Below are 17318 nucleotides of genomic sequence, written 5' to 3' on the forward strand. Positions count from 1 at the left end.
GTCCCGGGCTGCATTCCCACGCAGAGCGTGGGAACGATCTGTCAGATTCAGCGCATTTCCAACTGCTGCCGATACGGCAAATCCGGCCCGGTCTTGCTGCAGGTCAGCGCCGCTGCCTGCACTGCAAACTTCAACATTCCGTCGATTTGCTCGCGCTCAAGCGATTGCACACCCTCAACCGAATCGAGCTGCTGCTCCGTCAACCAGGTAATCAAAGCCGCCTGAAACGTGTCGCCTGCGCCGACGGTGTCAGCGATTTTCACCGCGCAGGCCGGCACCGACCACGAACCATGACTGCGGCTGAACACCGTCGCCCCTTCGCCACCCCGGGTCAGGAATACCAACTGACAGCGATGCTGCAGCCAGCCTTCAATCACCCGCTGCGGATCCTGCTCGGGGTACAACAGGCTCAAATCTTCATCGCTGACCTTAATCAAGTCAGCCAACTCAACCAGCGTCGCAACACGCGAACGCCACAGATCGATGTTCGGCTCAGGATTGAGTCGCACATTCGGATCAAGGCTGATCAAACGTTTACCGCTTTCCCTCTGCACCAACGCCAGCAGCGTGTCGGCAATCGGCTGCACCACCAGCGAATACGAGCCGATGTGCAAACCGCGCACTTCTGGCCCCAGCTCAGGTAGATGCTCAGGTTTGAGCTGGCGATCCGCGCACCCTTCACCGCGAAAGCTGTAGTGCGGCGAGCCATTGGCACCGACGGCAACCATCGCCAAAGTCGTAGGTGCGGCGAATTCGACCAAATAGTCAGGACGCACGCCTTCATCTGAAAGCACTTGCTGCAAACGCCGGCCAAGGTAGTCAGTCGACAACCCGGCAAACAGCGCCGACTCGACACCCAATCGCCGCAGTCCAACCGCGACGTTGAACGGCGAACCGCCGGCAATCGCCTTGAAATTCACTTTTGAAGCCAGGCCGCTGGCGTCGTCTTCACTGAAGAAATCGAACAGCGCTTCGCCACACACCAGATACATAATTGTTCACTCTTTAAAGGGTTGCGACATGCTGTTGATAGCGTTCATAGGCCTGCTGACAGGCCGCCACATTCTCGGCAATCGGCAAGGTTTCACTGGCTGGATCGAGCTTGACGCAACGCTCGCAAAGGTCCGCCAGACTGTCCTCGTGGCCGTTTGCCCAGGACTTGCACCACGCTGCCTGAATCGCCGCACCGAGGGCGGCGGCTTCGCTTTGCTCGGTACAGATGACCGGGGTGTTCATGATGTCGGCGACTATCTGCCGCCACACCGGGCTTTTCGAGCCGCCGCCGATCAGGCAAATGCTGCGGCTTTGTAAGCCATTCTGGCGCAGCAGGTCCAGTCCATAACGCAAACCGAAGGTCGTGCCTTCCACCACGGCGCGGCACAAGTTGGCCTGGGTCAGGTTGGTCATGGTCAAGCCCAGCAGGCTGCCGGTGGCGTGGGGCAGGGCAGGGACGCGCTCGCCATTGAGGAACGGCAGCATGCACACGCCTTCGGCGCCGATGGGCGCTTGCGCGACCAAGTCGTTGAACTGCTCGATATCGAGGTCGAACAGCTCACGGATGACCCCCGTGGCGTTGGTCAGGTTCATGGTGCAGATCAGCGGCAGCCAGCCACCGCTGGACGAACAGAACGTCGCGACCGACGCATCCGGGCTGACTTTCGGCTGGTCGGAATAGGCGTACACCGTTCCCGAAGACCCGAGGCTCATGGTGATCGCGCCGGGCTTGATGTTGCCGGTGCCGATGGCGCCCATCATGTTGTCACCGCCTCCGCTGGAGACCAGTGCCTGCGGGTTGATGCCCAGGTGTTCGGCAATGCTTGGCAGGATCGTGCCGACCGCTTGATGGGCATCGATCAACTCCGGCAACGCGGCTTGCAGGCGGCCGGTCGGGTCGATGTCGCGCAGCAACTGCAAGTCCCATTGGCGGGTTCGCACGTTGAAATACCCGGTGCCTGACGCGTCGCCGTATTCGCTGCAACTGCGGCCCGTGAGCCAGTAGTTCAGGTAGTCGTGGGGCAGGAGGATGCGGGCGGTTCGGGCGAAAATGTCCGGGTGTTGTTCTTTGGTCCACAGCAACTTGGAAACGGTGTAGCCCGGCGCGATGACCACGCCGAGTCGTTCCAGAGAGCCCTTTTCTCCACCGAGGTGGGTCAGCAGGCGGTCGTTCTCCGGGGTGGATTCGGTGTCGCACCACAGCTTGGCCGGACGCAGCACCTGGCCCTGATCGTCGAGCAGCACCAGGCCGTGTTGCTGGCCGGAGACGCCGATGCCGAGGATGTCCTGACCGTCGACGTTCGCGGCGAGCAATGCACGGCGGGTGGCCAGGGTGAACGCTTCGAGCCACAGACTGGTGTCTTGCTCGCGACGACCGTTGGCGCCGCTGAACAAGCTGTGCGCGGCGGCGCCCTGTCCGAGGACCTGGCCGCTGTGGGCGTCGAGGATCACGGCTTTGGTGCCTTGGGTGCCGCAGTCGATGCCGAGGAATAAGTGTTGTTTTGTCATGTGTGCCCCGCACAGATCATTCCCACGCTCTGCGTGGGAATGCTGCAATGGACGCTCTGCGTCCGCTTCTGAATGGGACGCGGAGCGTCCCGGGCTGCATTCCCACGCAGAGCGTGGGAACGATCAACTTACGCCAACACCCGCTCCAGCGTCCGCGTCACTCCCACCTCCCGCAAGCTGTTACAGCACCATTCAAACGCCGCCACAAACTCCGGCGAGCGCGGAATCGCGGTCCCGAAAATCTCCTCGACTTCGAGCAACCGCTGGGTAATCAACACATCATCCGCCACCAATGCCTGGCAGAACGTCGCTCGCGGATCGGGAATCGAGTAGGTATCCCCATTCTCATCCACCCCCTTCAAATACAACGCCCAGGCCGCCACCACCAACGCGGCGCGCTTGGTCTCCTGACCATCGGCAATCAGGCGATTGATCGTCGGCACAGTGAACTTGGGAAACTTCGACGATCCGTCCGAACACACCCGCTCCAGCTGATCGGCAATCGCCTGATTGGAGAAGCGCGCGACCAGCGTGTTTTTGTAATCCGTCAGATCAATCCCCGGCACCGGCGACAGCTGCGGCGTGACATCCAGGTCCATGTAGGCACGCATGTAGCGCACAAACAGCGGGTCATTCATGGTCTCGTGAACGAAGCGATAACCCTTTAAAAACCCCAGGTACGTCAGGGCCAGATGACTGCCGTTGAGCAGCTTGATCTTCATCTCTTCATAGGGCGTGACGTCGTCGGTGAATTGCACGCCGACCTTTTCCCACGCCGGGCGCCCGTTGACGAATTTGTCTTCCAGCACCCACTGTACAAACGGTTCGCAGACCACCGGCCAGGCATCGTCCAGCGCATGTTGGTCGGCCAGTTGCAGCCGATGTTCGGTGCTGGTCATCGGGGTAATGCGGTCGACCATGGCATTGGGAAAGCTGACGTTGCACTCAATCCAGTCGCGCAGATCTGCATCGCGCAGCGCGGCGAAGGCTAGCAAGGCCTTGCGGGTGACCGCGCCGTTGTGCGGCAGGTTATCGCACGACATCAAGGTGAAGGCCGGGGTGCCTGCGGCGCGGCGTTTGGCCAGTGCGGCGCAGAGAAAACCGAACACGGTTTTCGGTACGTTCGGGTTGGCCAGGTCGTGCTGGATTTGCGGCAAGTGGGCCTTGAACTCGCCGTTGCTGTCGTCGATGCAGTAACCGCCCTCGGTGATGGTCAGCGAGACGATGCGGATCTCTGGGCTGGCGAGTTTGTCGATCAACGCCTGCGCGCCGTCTTCGGCGAGCAGCATGTCGCGAATCGCACCGATGACCCGGACTTCGGTGTCGTCTGTGTCGCCCAGCTCGAACAGGGTGAACAGGTAGTCCTGCTCCTTCAGATCGTCCCGGGCGCGGCGGTCTTCAGCGCGCAGGCCAACCCCGCAAATCGCCCAGTCCAGACCTTCGCCGGTATTCATCAGCGCGTCGGTGTAATACGCCTGATGGGCACGGTGAAAACCGCCGACGCCGATGTGGGCGATGCCCTGGCGCGTATCGCTCAGGGTGTAGGCGGGCAGGACCACCTCGGGGGCGAGGCGGTTCAGGTTGTGTTTATTGAGTTTCATCACAGGCTCTCTAAATCAGGCCGCTGCGCGTAGCAGGCGGGTCAGCGCCACGCCGTCGGCATCGAATAAATGGCAGTGTTCGGCGTCCAGGTGCAAGCTCAAGGCTTCGCCGTAGCGGCTGGCCAGATCGCCGCGAACGCGCATGGTCAGCGCTTCGCCGGAAGCGGTCACGACGTGGCAAAAGGTGTCGCTGCCCAGGCGCTCGCTGACGTCGGCGGTGACTTGCAAGGTGCAGTCGCCGGTTTGCGCGAGGTTCAGGTGTTCCGGACGAATGCCCAGGGTCACCGCGCCGCCGACGTTCAGATTGGCGCCGGTCAGCGGCAGGGTGATGCGGGTGCCGGCGTCCAGCAGGACTTCACAGCTTTGGCTGTCGACGCGGGTAACTTTGCCCTTGAGAAAGCCCATTTTCGGCGTGCCGAGGAACCCGGCGACAAACAGGTTGGCCGGCTGGTGATACAGATCCAGCGGCGAGCCGACCTGCTCGATCTTGCCGCCGTTGAGGACGACCACTTTGTCAGCCATGGTCATGGCTTCGACCTGGTCGTGGGTCACGTAGATCATCGTCGCCTGCAGGTCTTTGTGCAGGCGCAACAACTCCAGGCGCATCTGCACCCGTAGCGCGGCGTCGAGGTTGGACAGCGGTTCGTCAAACAGGAAGATTTTCGGGTTGCGCACGATGGCGCGGCCGATGGCTACGCGTTGACGCTGGCCGCCGGACAGCTGCTTCGGTTTGCGCTCCAGCATCGGCCCCAGTTCAAGGATGCGCGCTGCTTCGCCGACTTTTTTCTCGACTTCTGCTTTCGGCACGCCGGCCAGGTCGAGGGCAAACGACATGTTTTTGCGCACGCTCATGTGCGGGTACAGGGCGTAGGTCTGGAACACCATCGCCAGGTCACGCTTGGCCGGGCTGACTTCGGTGATGTCGCGACCATCCAGTTCGATGGTGCCGCCGCTGACTTCTTCCAGCCCGGCGATCAGGCGCAGCAACGTGGATTTGCCGCAGCCCGACGGGCCGACGAAGACCACGAATTCCTTGTCGTTCACTTCCAGGTCGATGCCTTTGATGATGGAAAAGCCTTCGAAGCCTTTTTGCAGATTCTTGATTTTCAGGTTGGCCATGGTGGCGCTCCTTTTGTGCTTATTCTTTGAGGGCTATTTCACGGCGCCAAACGACAGGCCGCGGACCAGTTGTTTCTGGCTGATCCAGCCGAAGATCAGGATCGGCGCACAGGCCAGCGTCGACACCGCCGACAACTTGGCCCAGAACAGGCCTTCGGGACTTGAGTAGGAGGCGATCAACGCGGTCAGTGGTGCGGCTTTCGATGAGGTCAGGTTCAGCGACCAGAACGCCTCGTTCCAGCACAGGATCAGCGACAGCAAAACGGTGGAAGCCAGTCCGCCCTTGGCGATCGGCAGCAGCACCCGGACCATTTCCTGCCACAGCGTGGCGCCGTCGAGGCGTGCGGCTTCGAGGATGTCTTTGGGGATGTCCTTGAAGTAGGTGTAAATCATCCAGACCACGATCGGCAGGTTGATCAGGGTGTAGATCACGATCAGTGCGATACGTGTGTCGAGCAGGCCGAAACTCTTGGCCAGCAGGTAGATCGGCATCAGCACGCCCACCGGCGGCAGCATTTTGGTCGAGAGCATCCACAGCAGCGTGCCTTTGGTGCGCTGGGTCTCGTAGAACGCCATCGAGTAGGCCGCCGGCACCGCGATCAGCAGGCACAGGGCCGTGGCGCTGAAGGAAATCACCACCGAGTTCCAGGCGAAGCTGAAGTAGTCGCTGCGCTCGTTGATGTGCAGGTAGTTCTCCAGCGTCGGCGTGAAGATGAACTGCGGAGGCGTGGCGAAGGCGTCGATTTCGGTTTTGAAACTGGTCAGCACCATCCAGAAGATCGGGAAGAAGATCAGGATCGCGATGGCCCAGGCCAGGGTGCCGAGCAGCAGGCTTTGCAGGCGACGGGATTGTTGAAGAGTCATGGCGCAGGCCTCAGGCTTTGTCTGTCAGGTTTTTGCCGATCATCCGCACCAGCACGATGGCCGCGATGTTGGCGATCACCACCGCGATCAGGCCGCCGGCGGACGCCATGCCGACGTCGAACTGCACCAGCGCCTGGTTGTAGATCAGGTACGCGAGGTTGGTCGAGGCATAGCCGGGACCGCCGTTGGTGGTGGTGAAGATTTCGGCGAACACCGACAGCAGGAAGATGGTTTCGATCATCACCACCACCGCAATTGGCCGGGCAAGGTGCGGCAGGGTCAGGTGCCAGAAAATCGCGATCGGCCCGGCACCATCGAGGCGCGCGGCTTCTTTCTGTTCCTGGTCGAGGGACTGCATGGCGGTCATCAGGATCAGGATCGCGAAGGGCAGCCATTGCCAGGACACGATGATGATGATCGACAGCAGCGGGTAATGCGCCAGCCAGTCCACCGGTTGCGCGCCGAACAGTTTCCAGACGTAGGCGAGAATCCCCGAGACCGGGTGGAAAATCAGGTTCTTCCAGATCAGCGCGCCGACGGTGGGCATGATGAAAAACGGCGAGATCAGCATTACCCGGACGATGCCGCGACCGAGAAACTCACTGGCCTCCAGCAAGGCGCTGATCAGCACGCCCAGCACCACGCTGATCAGCAGCACGCTGCCGACCAGCAACAGGGTGTTGGTGGCGCCGGGCATGAACCCGGAGTCAGTCAGGAAGTACGTGAAGTTCTCCAGCCCGACAAATTGGTTTTCGCCGGGGTACAGCAGGTTGTAGCGGATCATCGAGAAGTAAACGGTCATGCCCAGCGGCACAATCATCCACAGCAGCAACAGCGCTACCGAGGGGCTGACCAGAAACCAGCCGGGATTGGCCAGCCGGCTTTTACGCACCGGCTGGGGGATGTCCATGTGAGCTTTGGCAGTTGAAATATTCATGGCATTTAACCGATTCATGCAGACCTGTGAAGATCCACTGTGGGAGCGGGCTTGCTCGCGAAAGCGGTGTTCCAGTCGCTGAAGAGGCATCGGATGTCCCGGCCTCTTCGCGAGCAAGCCCGCTCCCACAATGATGTCGTCGTACCTGTGAGAGCGTGGCTTGCCCGCGATGGCGGCAACTCGGTATCAAGACAAGCCAGGACCGTTGCAGCCACCGCGCCGTTAGCTACTTGGGATAACCGGCGCGCTTCATCTCGCGCTCGGTGGTTTGCTGGGCGGCCGTCAACGCCTGGTCGACCGTGGTCTGGCCGATCAGCGCTGCCGAGAACAACTTGCCGACCTGAGTGCCCACTGCCTGGAATTCAGGAATGGTCACCAACTGGATGCCGATGTAAGGCACCGGTTTGAGCGTCGGTTTGCTCGGGTCCGCCGCTTTCAGCGATTCCAGCGTCACCTTGGCAAACGGCGCAGCGCTCATGTAAGCCTCGCTGTAGGTCGAGGCGCGCGTGCCGGGCGGTACGTTGGCGATGCCGCCTTTTTCGGCAACCAGCGCGCCGTATTCCTTGGAGGTGGCCCAGGCACTGAAGGTTTTCGCCGCGTCCTTGGCCTTGGAACTGGTCGGGATCGCCAGTGCCCAGGAGTACAACCAGGCCGAACCTTTATCGGTGGTTTCATGCGGCGCGAAGGTGAAGCCGACGTGCTCGCTGACCTTGCTTTGGGTCTTGTCGGTGACGAAGGAACCGGCAACGCTGGCGTCGACCCAGATCGCGCACTTGCCGCTGTTGAACAGCGCCAGGTTTTCATTGAAACCGTTGCTGGAGGCACCCGGCGGGCCGGACTTCTTCATCGTTTCGACGTAGAAGTTCAGGGCGTTTTTCCACTCGGGGCCAGTGAATTCCGGCTTCCATTGTTCATCGAACCAGCGTGCGCCATAGGCATTGGCGACGGTGGTGATCAGCGCCATGTTCTCGCCCCAGCCGGCCTTGCCACGCAGGCAGATGCCGTACTGCTCTTTGTCCTTATTGGTGAGTTTGCTGGCGAATTCACCGATCTGGGTCCAGGTCGGATGCTCGGGCATGGTCAGCCCGGCGTCCTTGAACAGGTCGGTGCGGTAATAGGTGATGGAGCTTTCCGCGTAAAACGGCAGGGCGTAGAGCGAGCCTTTGACCGACAGGCCCTCACGCACCGAAGGGAAGACATCGTCGAGGGCGTAGGTGGCCGGCAAGTCCTTCATCGGCTCCAGCCAGCCCTTGGCCCCCCAGAGTGCAGCTTCGTACATGCCGATGGTCAGCACGTCGAACTGCCCGCCCTGGGTCGCGATGTCGGTGGTCAGGCGTTGGCGCAGGACGTTTTCTTCCAGCACCACCCAATTGAGCTTGATGTCCGGGTGCTCGGCCTCGAAGGTCTTCGAAAGCTTTTGCATGCGGATCATGTCGCTGTTGTTGACGGTGGCGATGGTCAGGGTCTGGGCGCCGAGGCTGACGCTGCTGAGGGTCATGCAGGTGAGGGCAAGCAGAGCTTTTACAGAAGGTTGCATCGTGCACTCCTTTTCTGCACCCGGTGGGGACAGAAGGACAGTTATTGTTTTTGTGTCTTCCGACGGCAGGAAGAATGTGCACTGATTACAGCCTTCAATCGAGGATGAGACAAATCATCCATCGCACTTGAATCGATACTATTTTGCACTGGAATCTGAAAAGGCAGAATTTAACGCCTGGCGCCCTGTAGCAGCTGCCGAAGGCTGCGTTCGAGGGCGTAGCCCTCGCTGGAGCGGAGCACAGAGTGATTTCGGAAGGTTGTGGTCGTGGGTTTGGCGCCTGCTGCGCAGTCGAACGCAGCCTTCGGCAGCTGCTAAAGGGACAGGCATCAGTGCTGATTTTGCTCAGTCAACCGCTGCACCGCCAGCCGCCGGTAATGCGAAGGCGTCATGCCTTTGAGCTGCTGAAAACGCCGATTGAAATTGGAAATATTGTTGAAGCCGGATTCGAAACACACATCAGTCACCGGCTTGTCGCCATCGGCCAACAACTCGCAGGATTTGCTGATGCGCAGGCGATTGACGAATTCGATGAAGCAGCGGCCGGTCGCCTGTTTGAATACCCGGCTGAAATAGGTTGGTTTCATGCCCAGGTGCTCGGCGACTTCCTCGAGGGACAGGTCCCGGGCGTAATGCGCAAAAATGTAATCCACCGCCCGGTTGGTGCGATCGATGTTGTGTTCGTCCGCCAGTTGCGGCGTGGTGGCCCCTGACAGCAGCTGAAAATCGTCAGACGCCGCGAGCAGCTCCAGCAGAATGAAAAAATGCCCGAGCCGGGTTACGCCTTTCGTGTCGGCGATGCGTTGCATCAACGTCATGGACTGGTGAATGGTGCGTTTGCAACGAAACTCGATGCCGTACTGCGCGCGCTCCAGCAGGGGCGCCAGGGTCTTGAGTTCCGTGAATACCTGATGACCGCTTTCGAATAACTCATCCGTGAAGTTGACCAGCATGTCGCGTTTGGGCACGACCTCGTCTTCGGCCACCTGGCTGATCCAGTTGTGGGGCAGATTGGGGCCGGTGAGGAACAGGGATTCCGGGTAAAAGTTGCCGATGTAGTCGCCGATGAACACCTTGCCGGAGCTGGCGACGATCAGGTGCAGTTCGTATTCCTTGTGGAAATGCCAGCGCACCAAAGGGCAGGGGAATCCATGCTGGCGATAGATGATCGACAACCCGTTGTGGTCGTCCATCAGTTCGTAGGAAGGATCGGTAACTCTGGCGGTTCGGGTCATGTCAGGGCGCTTCTTATTGTCATTGCGCCCTGATCATGCCTCTTTACTGACCTGTAATGCCAGCTTGCAACGCTGCGAGCGTTACGCCGGTTCCCGAGCATGCAAGGCATGACCGTAAACGGCTTTCATGCTGGTGGCCGTCCAGCAGTAACGTACGATCTCTGACTCATCAAAAAAGTCGGTATTGATGATGCTGCAGCGCGTCACCCAGTCCCGGGTGGGATTGAACCAGTCATTGATCTGGTTTTTGATGTCTTGAGGACCTCCCAGAAACGCGTAGCTGGTGGCCGATAACGACCATAGAAATGTTCCGAAAGGCGGCTTTTCGAGTGTGTTGGAAATATGGGTCTTCAGGTCCTCGGTATCGGTAAATCGCTTGCTGCTCCATTTGTGTGTAATGCGTGGCCAGAAGTAATCCTCATCCAGTTCCGGATGTGCAAGCGCCGACAACACCACCCTGCGGCGAGTGCTGATCCGCTTGAGCTCGCCGATGGTTTTTGTGTCGTTGTCGGGCGGTATGACCCGCTGTCCGAGTCGACTCACCAGAAGATCATTGAGTTTTTGATAATCAAAGGGTTTGGACCCGTCTTCGAGCTGGTGGAAATCCAGCACAACGAATTCATCCGGATTTCGATCAAGGAACGCTAAAACAGCCGTGATCAGTTCATCGAGGACGCGATGGGACTGGTGTCCATTGTGATGAAAATAGAAGATCGACTGGTCAGCACCCTCCCTGTAGCCCAAGCGGATATCAAAGGCACGTGCGCCATTGGACAGTTGCCAGGCAAATGAACCGTTTTGACACGTCGTCCAATTGCCAATGACGACTTCATAATTAGGCGCCTGTTTATCCATGCCGGCGTTATGGGCGCCGGGCCAGACGACATCGGTCAGTTTTATACGATCGATGTCGTGGACGTTACTCATCCACTTTTGTTTGTCTAACGTGCCTGCTGTGTTATGGGTCATGACAAGTTCCTTGTCGTTGTCTCGCCCCTTCCGTGGGGCGACGAAGTAAAGGTGTCAGATGTGCCTGAGTGCTACACCCGTATTGCTCGCCCACGTAGAAAGGCTTACATGACCCAGCATAGAAGTACGCGACGGTATGTCCAGTCACGGAAATATTTGCACAAAAATAGCCATTTAATGACACGGCGGTTAATAGGCTCGCTTGGCGGCCTTATTCAAGTTCACGGTTCGGCAATACGAAACAATTTGCGTCTCTTCAATGAAGTCGACGTTGATGATGTTGCACTTTTGCGCCCAATCGCTTTTTTTCGGATCAAACCACGAATCAAGCTCTTTATGAATATCTTCGGGACCGCCGAGGGCGCTGTAGCTGGTGGCGGATAGTGACCAAGGCGCCCATGTCCCCGGAGGGCTTGTCAGTACATTAGTAATGTGCTTCTTCAAGTCGGTGGCGCTGGTGATACCGCTGCCAGACCATTTGTGTTCTATTTGCTCAAGGAACACGTTTCGTTCAAGTGCCCAATTCCCTGGGGCCGCGAGCAAAACTCTATGTTCAGTACTGATTCGTTTGAGTTGGCCCAGGCTCAGAGACCGGTTTTTAGTGGGGATAATGCGGTGGCCAAGAAGATGGATCATCATGTTGTTGAAGTAAGTGAAATCAAACCTGTCCCCGGTCAGTTCGTGAAAGTCGAGAATAATGAATTCATCGGGATTTTCACGCAAAAACTGGTTCACGTCGTCTAACAGATTTCCCAAGTAGCGAGCATTGCGATAACCGTTGTGATGCATTCGGAATTTTCCAAGCCCTGGTGCATCTTTGTCGAACATCATTCGGATATCCAGCGCTCGGGCGCCGTTGCACAGCTGGGAATAAAACGATTGGTGCTGACAGGCCAGCCAATGGGCTCCTGGAATCGTCGGCCAAGATGCGTTCCAGTCGCTCCCGGCGTTATGGGTGCCTGGCAGTGTCAATTCAATGAGTGACAATGTGTCAATCGTCGGACTGTCAGCCATCCAGTTATTTAGTGTGAAGTTATTTTGAGCGAGGTTGTCCATTTAAAGCATCCCTGCATTAATTTATAAGTGAGTGTGGTAGTGCCTCGCTCAACTAGCGAGGCTTGTGTTTGGTGGGGTAGTTATAGGGCGAGTGTTAACGTTGGTCAATAATAGTGTTAATGCAGAATGTTTAGAGTTGATGCGCGTGTTTACAGTGGTTTTCGGTTCTTCGCTTCTATCCATTGCGCCATATATTGCGTACTTTTATTGTGATGATGGCGTAACATGCTGCCGGTGAAGTTGTAGCTTCTGATGTGTGCCAAATGTTGTTGGCAATACAACAACTTGTCGATCAGTGCCGGACCATGTTTCGACTTTCCATACCTATCGGCCAGCAACGTCCGCCCCAGCGATTGGGCGACTGTCCAAAGCGTTTCATCCTTGTATAGCTGAACGGCGCAATCGGCGAATTCCTGTGCGGTCCGGGCCACGTCGCCTGGCCAGCGATGTTCACCGTACATCGCTTCTGCACCTACAGGCGTTGTAACGGTGGGCGTGCCACACACCATGGCGTCGACTATCTTGCCTTTGATTCCCGCACCGAAACGCAGCGGTGCCAAGCAAACGCGCGCCGCCGACATTACTTGCAAGGCATCTTCCGCCCAGTTCATGATATGAAAACCCTGAGCCGGGTTATGCAGGGCAGTGGCCTTGGGGGGAGTGTATGCGCCATAGATGTGCAGCTGGGCGCTGGGAAGCTGTTGGCGGATTAACGGCCAGATCGTCGTTTTCATCCAGAGCACTGCATCCCAGTTCGGTGCATGTCGAAAATTGCCGATGCTGAGGAAGTGCGCCCGATCCTCAAAGGCAGGCGGTGGCACGCTCGGCGGTTCGACCATCAGCGGACACCAATGCAGCAAATTGCGTGGCATGTTGAACTGCTCGACCAACAACTCGATTTCCACTTCAGAGATCATCAGGTTCAAATCGCACCGATACAGCGCCGCGATCTCTCGTTTAGCCAGATCGGTATCGGCCATCAATTCGAACTCTTCACGCAACGCTGGCGCAAAGAGTTCGTTGAAATCGTTATTGTCGTCACTGGCCTTCAAGCGATCCTTGAGGCGCTGATGCCGCGCCTGTCGCAGGCTTTGCAAATCCGAGGTTTCAAGCACACGCAACGCGTCAGGACAGTGTTTCTCTACACGCCATCCGAACTGCTCCTCCATCATGAACTGATCGAACAGCACGATATCCGGCGCCAGTTCCCTGATAAACGTGTCGAAACTGCTGTTGTTCAACTCGATCGGCACTTCGCGAATACCCAACGCCGTCAGGTCGGCCCGATGCTCGCCAGTGCCGGCGGGGCTACTGAACGTAATGTCCCAGCCCTGCTGCAGGAACGTATCGAGGATTTGCATGACGTGCCCACTGGCCGCCGAGGAGCGAGGCTCGGGCCAGACGTAACCGATGACCAGGACTTTGGTGGCGGGCGGCTGAGTCATGAACAGAGATCCTTTGCAGCAAGCGAGGGGGTAAAAAAGGGCGCAATTAAACCACAGTACAGTAGTGGTCGCATGCGCCCTGTTTGAGTCACTCGGTACGTTTGAAACTCAGAGAGTGTTGATTTTTACCAGTGTCTGCCCGCTGATGTATTCATGGTTGGCATTTTTTAGGGCCGCTTTCATGACCGCTATATTCTGCTGATACGCTTGCTTGTTGGTCTTCAATTGGCTTAGCAGTGATGTCGTCAATGCAAACGAGTCGGCATTTTTAAACGCCGTACCGCGGTTGTAGTTGGTGTTTGGAAAGCTCGGCAGGCCCATGGATATCTTGCCGTTGGCGAGATTCAGGAGTGGACTGACATCCAATTGCTGAGAACCACGCTGATATATTCCGCTGTGTTCGGCGTAGGCGAAATCCTTGGTTTTCGGCGTACCGTGGAAAATTTCATGAACGAAAGTATCGGCAGTGGTGCCCGGGTTAAAATGATCCTTGCGATAGGCTTCGTTGAAGTTGTTGCTGTAGACGTGGATGAATTCGTTATTGGCATTTTGCGCCTTGTTGCCGGTCTTCCAGTCGTTGTATAGCCCCCAATGCAGCTCGGCTATTGCGTCGCTTTCTTTACCGCTGTCGATTATGAAGTTGGCGGGTTTGATATTTGAAAGATCCTCTCTGACTGCAATCAGGTAATCTCGGTAAGTACCTCGGGCTGCAGAAGAGTTATCCGCAAGCAGAAGGTCAAGAACCGCATTCGATTCCTGAATCAGCGCAGGATCATTCAATACGTGGATGGCATCGTCTACTTTTCTGCTGGCGAGTGGTAAACCTTCTTTGATCACTGTACGAGCGTAGCTTTTAGGCATGACTTTATGCCAGTGAGGGATGGGCAGTTTGAGTTTGAAATCAAATCCCTTCAGTTTGGCTCCCCAAGGCTCGCCCGATCGGTTCAGAGCGTACCATTCGTCATTGCGGCGTATCCCCCATACCTGGAAGGCATCCTGGGAAGTTTGCGCGGGACGCCAGGTTCCCAGGCGAATAGTGTCAGGGTCGACGGTTGCGGCCAGTTGGCTGTGTGGCGTTACGCCCGCCCATTTGCGGGCGTCGAAAATCGCGTTATCCAACGCGGCCACGCTGCTGCGCCACGTTTTGCGCAACAGTTTTGCGCCCTGTAAAAACAAGTCGGATGCTCCGTCTAGCGGATTGATCAGGTTGCTCACCAATCCGAGTCCCGTCGAAGCGAACTTGCCGGCCTTGGTCGCAATGCTCATGCTTTTGGCGGCAAGACTGGCAACCTGAGCGACGGCTCCGACGACTAACAAAACGGTCATCGCGACTTCTAAAGTACAGGCCGCAAACCCTTGGTATTGTCGATCCAGATCGTCTGAGCTCAGGTCTTCGATACAGGATTTGAAGGGCACGACAACGTTGAGAAACGTATCCAGATCCTTTTCCCGTTTTGCGCGCAATGCCTCCAGCCTGGTCTGTCCCCAGCACTCTTTCACCAATTCGTCGTAGGTCGCAATGGGTCTGTGCTTGAGTACGAAGTTCACCAATGGGTCGAACTCTGTGGAATAGAAACTCTGGTAGTAACCGTTGATTCCCGGCGCCAGTGGAGACGCTGACAATTCACCGGCTTTTTCGATCACACCAGGACTGACGTTGACGAGGCCGGGCGTTACCCCATGGGTATAACACTCGATGTTCGTGGGCAGCTGAAGCACTTTCGCTGGAGGCGAGTATTTTTTTTCACTGCTGCGAACGGTAGTGTTTAAAAGGTTTTCCTCTTGGATAAGCGCTGCCAGCCTGGTGTTCTCGCGACAGGTTCCGTGCAAGGTGAATAATTCGTAACACGTCACTCGGCCTTCAAAGTGTGAACAGATAACTACACCGTAGCGACCCTTTGCCTCATCTATGTCCTTATGACTTTCAGTGGGTTTGCGCTCGGTTACCTTCAGGACCGCTTCAATGGTCGAAGCGATGGGGTTTGTGGGAAGGCTGGTGATCGATTGGAGTTTCGCGACTGATGGTCTGACGGTGAACATCGTCACCTTGCCTTTTAGCAGGCGTGTCCGATCAGGCAGTGGCATTGATGAAAAAGCCTGCTTCAAATGCATGTTCATTGCTTGTACATGCACCACATAGTCGCGATTGAATTGACGGTGAAACTCACCGTCAGGAGAAATCAGGTTGGGAAGCATTTGGGGAAACGCTTTGTAAATGCTTTCGCCATTCTTCAGATCCCAGTCACCGGTCCCCAGATCATTGGACATGTGCAGTTCGACAGGCGATACGGGAAACGGGTCGGCGTAAGCGTCCTCCAGCGGCCGATTTTTCTGTTGGTGAAGGACGTCGTTTTCAAGATAGGTACATCCTTTGGCGACCTGCGTGAGGATGTCCAGTGAGACGTTTTTGCGAGTTGGCAGGGGGCGAGACAATGTTTCAGCGGTTTCGGCAAGCGTCTTGGCATGTCGGGCGTACGCGCCTAATGCCACTTCAAGCGAGTCCGTGACCGACTTCTCTACGTCATCCGGCGTGATGATTTTGTTGAGCAGCCCCCAATCAATCACCGGGTCCACGGCAGCCAGAGCGTCAAGCGTCTTTCGCGACTCGGAGACCGAGTCAAACTTCAACAGTTGGCGTAGCTCTGCATAAGTCATCGAGCGCGTCGATCCCGGCGCAATGATTTCCTGCACCGAGACGATCCGGCAAAATTCGACCCATTGCGGCGTGCCCAATGACAGGGTGGAAGGCAGATCTCTTACCAGAAATTCCGGTGCGGCTTCTGCCAGCAACAGGTGAGCGGCCAGTGCCGCATTGCTTTCGGTAATCCGGTGGTTCTCGATCAGGTGCCTTTCGAATTCCGATTGAATGTCGGCGAAGGATTTTTCCATGTGCTCGACAGCATACAAGTTGAAACCTGCCACATGATTGCGAGGCTCTTGTTCGCCGACGCCCGGGTGTAGATCGAGCAAGAGCGAAGTCAGCATTATTTGCTTGAGCGACTCATCTGATTGGGGTTGGTTTTCTTGCGCCCCATACCAGCCCAGATCCCGCACGTAAGCGTTGGCCCAGTCAAAAGCGATGGGACTGGAAACAAGTTTTTCAAGAACGCTTTCAGCCTCCGAGCGTTTGAAGGGGATAGACCGTCCTCCCAAAATGCTATTGACCAGATGCTCAAGTAACGACTGATCTTTGATGTAACTGGTGATGAGTGTGCGGAATTCACTGCGCTGAACGGCTGAAAGAGTGACTGAATGCTCTCCCCCGACTTTGATCATTTCCCAATAGTTACCAAGCGGTGGACTCACTGGTGGCTTCAGTTCCATGAATGCTGTCAGCCTGGAAACTTCGGCGGCAGTTTGGGGAATGATGTAATCATGGAATTTCAGCCATTGCGCCAATTCGACATGGTCAGCGAGAGAGATGACGCCACCGGTCAATTGCGCCATTTCAACCAATGCATGAAGATCATCTGTCAGATCCGGTGCAAGTTTGAATGCGTTCGCAAAGCCAACTGTTTTGCCAGAGTATCTTGCGTTTACTTCGCCTTCGGAAGTTACCTCGAACAGTGAGTGCTCGGGAATGTTGAAGGTTGCCATTAATTTTTTGAATGAGTTTTGTTCGGACATTTTCTGCAGCAAGTCCCTACCGGGTTGCAGAGCGTCATCAAGCGTCGACCCGGCCTCCAGGGAAATGACGGCACCTTTCAAGTTGATGGCTTGCGAAGGGCTAAGTTCTTCTGCTCGCTGATTTAGTTTGCCTACAACTTCCATCCGCTCATTGAGGTCGCTTTGAACATGGCGATATTGAATGGTGGTGTCGGGAACAGATCGGGATAAGAAACGTTGATCTGGAGAGTTTGCATATTTGAGGGTCATGATTAGATCCGTTGTTTTGGATTGGTGTTTGAGAGATCCTCTTTTGTTATCTGGCGTTAATCAAGAGTTGCTGTGTAAGTGCGTTTTGCTGGTGGTGTTAATTTTGAGTTATGTCATTTATTAATTGCCTATGGAAGGTGATCCCTTCATTGCCATTTGAAGGGGTTTTATTGTCGA

The 17318-nt window shown here is 56.6% G+C and carries 12 protein-coding genes; all 12 read right to left on the reverse strand.

The features are described from left to right. Positions 1-47: 47 nt before the first annotated feature. Complete coding sequence (locus tag ACA072_RS13950; RefSeq protein ID WP_497624799.1) at positions 48-992, reverse strand: carbohydrate kinase family protein; 945 nt, start codon at positions 990-992, stop codon at positions 48-50. Positions 993-1005: 13 nt separating this feature from the next. After that, entirely contained in the window at positions 1006-2502 is a 1497-nt protein-coding gene (xylB, locus tag ACA072_RS13955; RefSeq protein ID WP_497624800.1) for a xylulokinase, read from the reverse strand. A gap of 128 nt (positions 2503-2630) precedes the next feature. Continuing rightward, a complete protein-coding gene (locus ACA072_RS13960; protein WP_497624801.1) occupies positions 2631-4103 on the reverse strand; it encodes a mannitol dehydrogenase family protein in 1473 nt (490 codons plus the stop codon). A 15-nt stretch (positions 4104-4118) separates the two neighbouring features. Next, positions 4119-5222 (reverse strand): ABC transporter ATP-binding protein, encoded by a 1104-nt coding sequence (locus tag ACA072_RS13965; RefSeq protein WP_497624802.1) that lies wholly within the window; start codon positions 5220-5222, stop codon positions 4119-4121. Between the two features lie 33 nt (positions 5223-5255). Further along, positions 5256-6086 carry a carbohydrate ABC transporter permease gene (locus ACA072_RS13970; RefSeq protein ID WP_007936731.1) on the reverse strand — a complete coding sequence of 277 codons (831 nt, stop codon included), beginning with the start codon at positions 6084-6086 and terminating at the stop codon, positions 5256-5258. A gap of 10 nt (positions 6087-6096) precedes the next feature. Next, entirely contained in the window at positions 6097-7023 is a 927-nt protein-coding gene (locus ACA072_RS13975; RefSeq protein ID WP_461982061.1) for a carbohydrate ABC transporter permease, read from the reverse strand. A gap of 226 nt (positions 7024-7249) precedes the next feature. Then, the gene (locus ACA072_RS13980; protein ID WP_497624803.1) at positions 7250-8560 is read right to left on the reverse strand and encodes an ABC transporter substrate-binding protein; all 1311 of its coding nucleotides are present in this window, start codon (positions 8558-8560) and stop codon (positions 7250-7252) included. A gap of 329 nt (positions 8561-8889) precedes the next feature. Then, the gene (locus ACA072_RS13985) at positions 8890-9795 is read right to left on the reverse strand and encodes an AraC family transcriptional regulator (protein ID WP_497624804.1); all 906 of its coding nucleotides are present in this window, start codon (positions 9793-9795) and stop codon (positions 8890-8892) included. Between the two features lie 81 nt (positions 9796-9876). Next, positions 9877-10764: a phosphatidylinositol-specific phospholipase C domain-containing protein gene (locus ACA072_RS13990; protein WP_497624805.1), complete on the reverse strand. Its 888-nt coding sequence runs from the start codon at positions 10762-10764 to the stop codon at positions 9877-9879. A 189-nt stretch (positions 10765-10953) separates the two neighbouring features. Next, on the reverse strand, positions 10954-11820 hold the full coding sequence (locus ACA072_RS13995) for a phosphatidylinositol-specific phospholipase C domain-containing protein (protein WP_497624806.1): 867 nt from the start codon (positions 11818-11820) through the stop codon (positions 10954-10956). A 149-nt stretch (positions 11821-11969) separates the two neighbouring features. Then, positions 11970-13265, reverse strand: a complete 1296-nt coding sequence (locus tag ACA072_RS14000; protein ID WP_497624807.1) for a glycosyltransferase — start codon at positions 13263-13265, stop codon at positions 11970-11972. 108 nt (positions 13266-13373) lie between these two features. Continuing rightward, positions 13374-17141, reverse strand: coding sequence for a hypothetical protein (locus tag ACA072_RS14005; protein WP_497624808.1), 3768 nt, complete (start codon positions 17139-17141; stop codon positions 13374-13376). Between the last annotated feature and the right edge of the window lie 177 nt (positions 17142-17318).

This window comes from Pseudomonas sp. LBUM1656, from assembly GCF_059716065.1.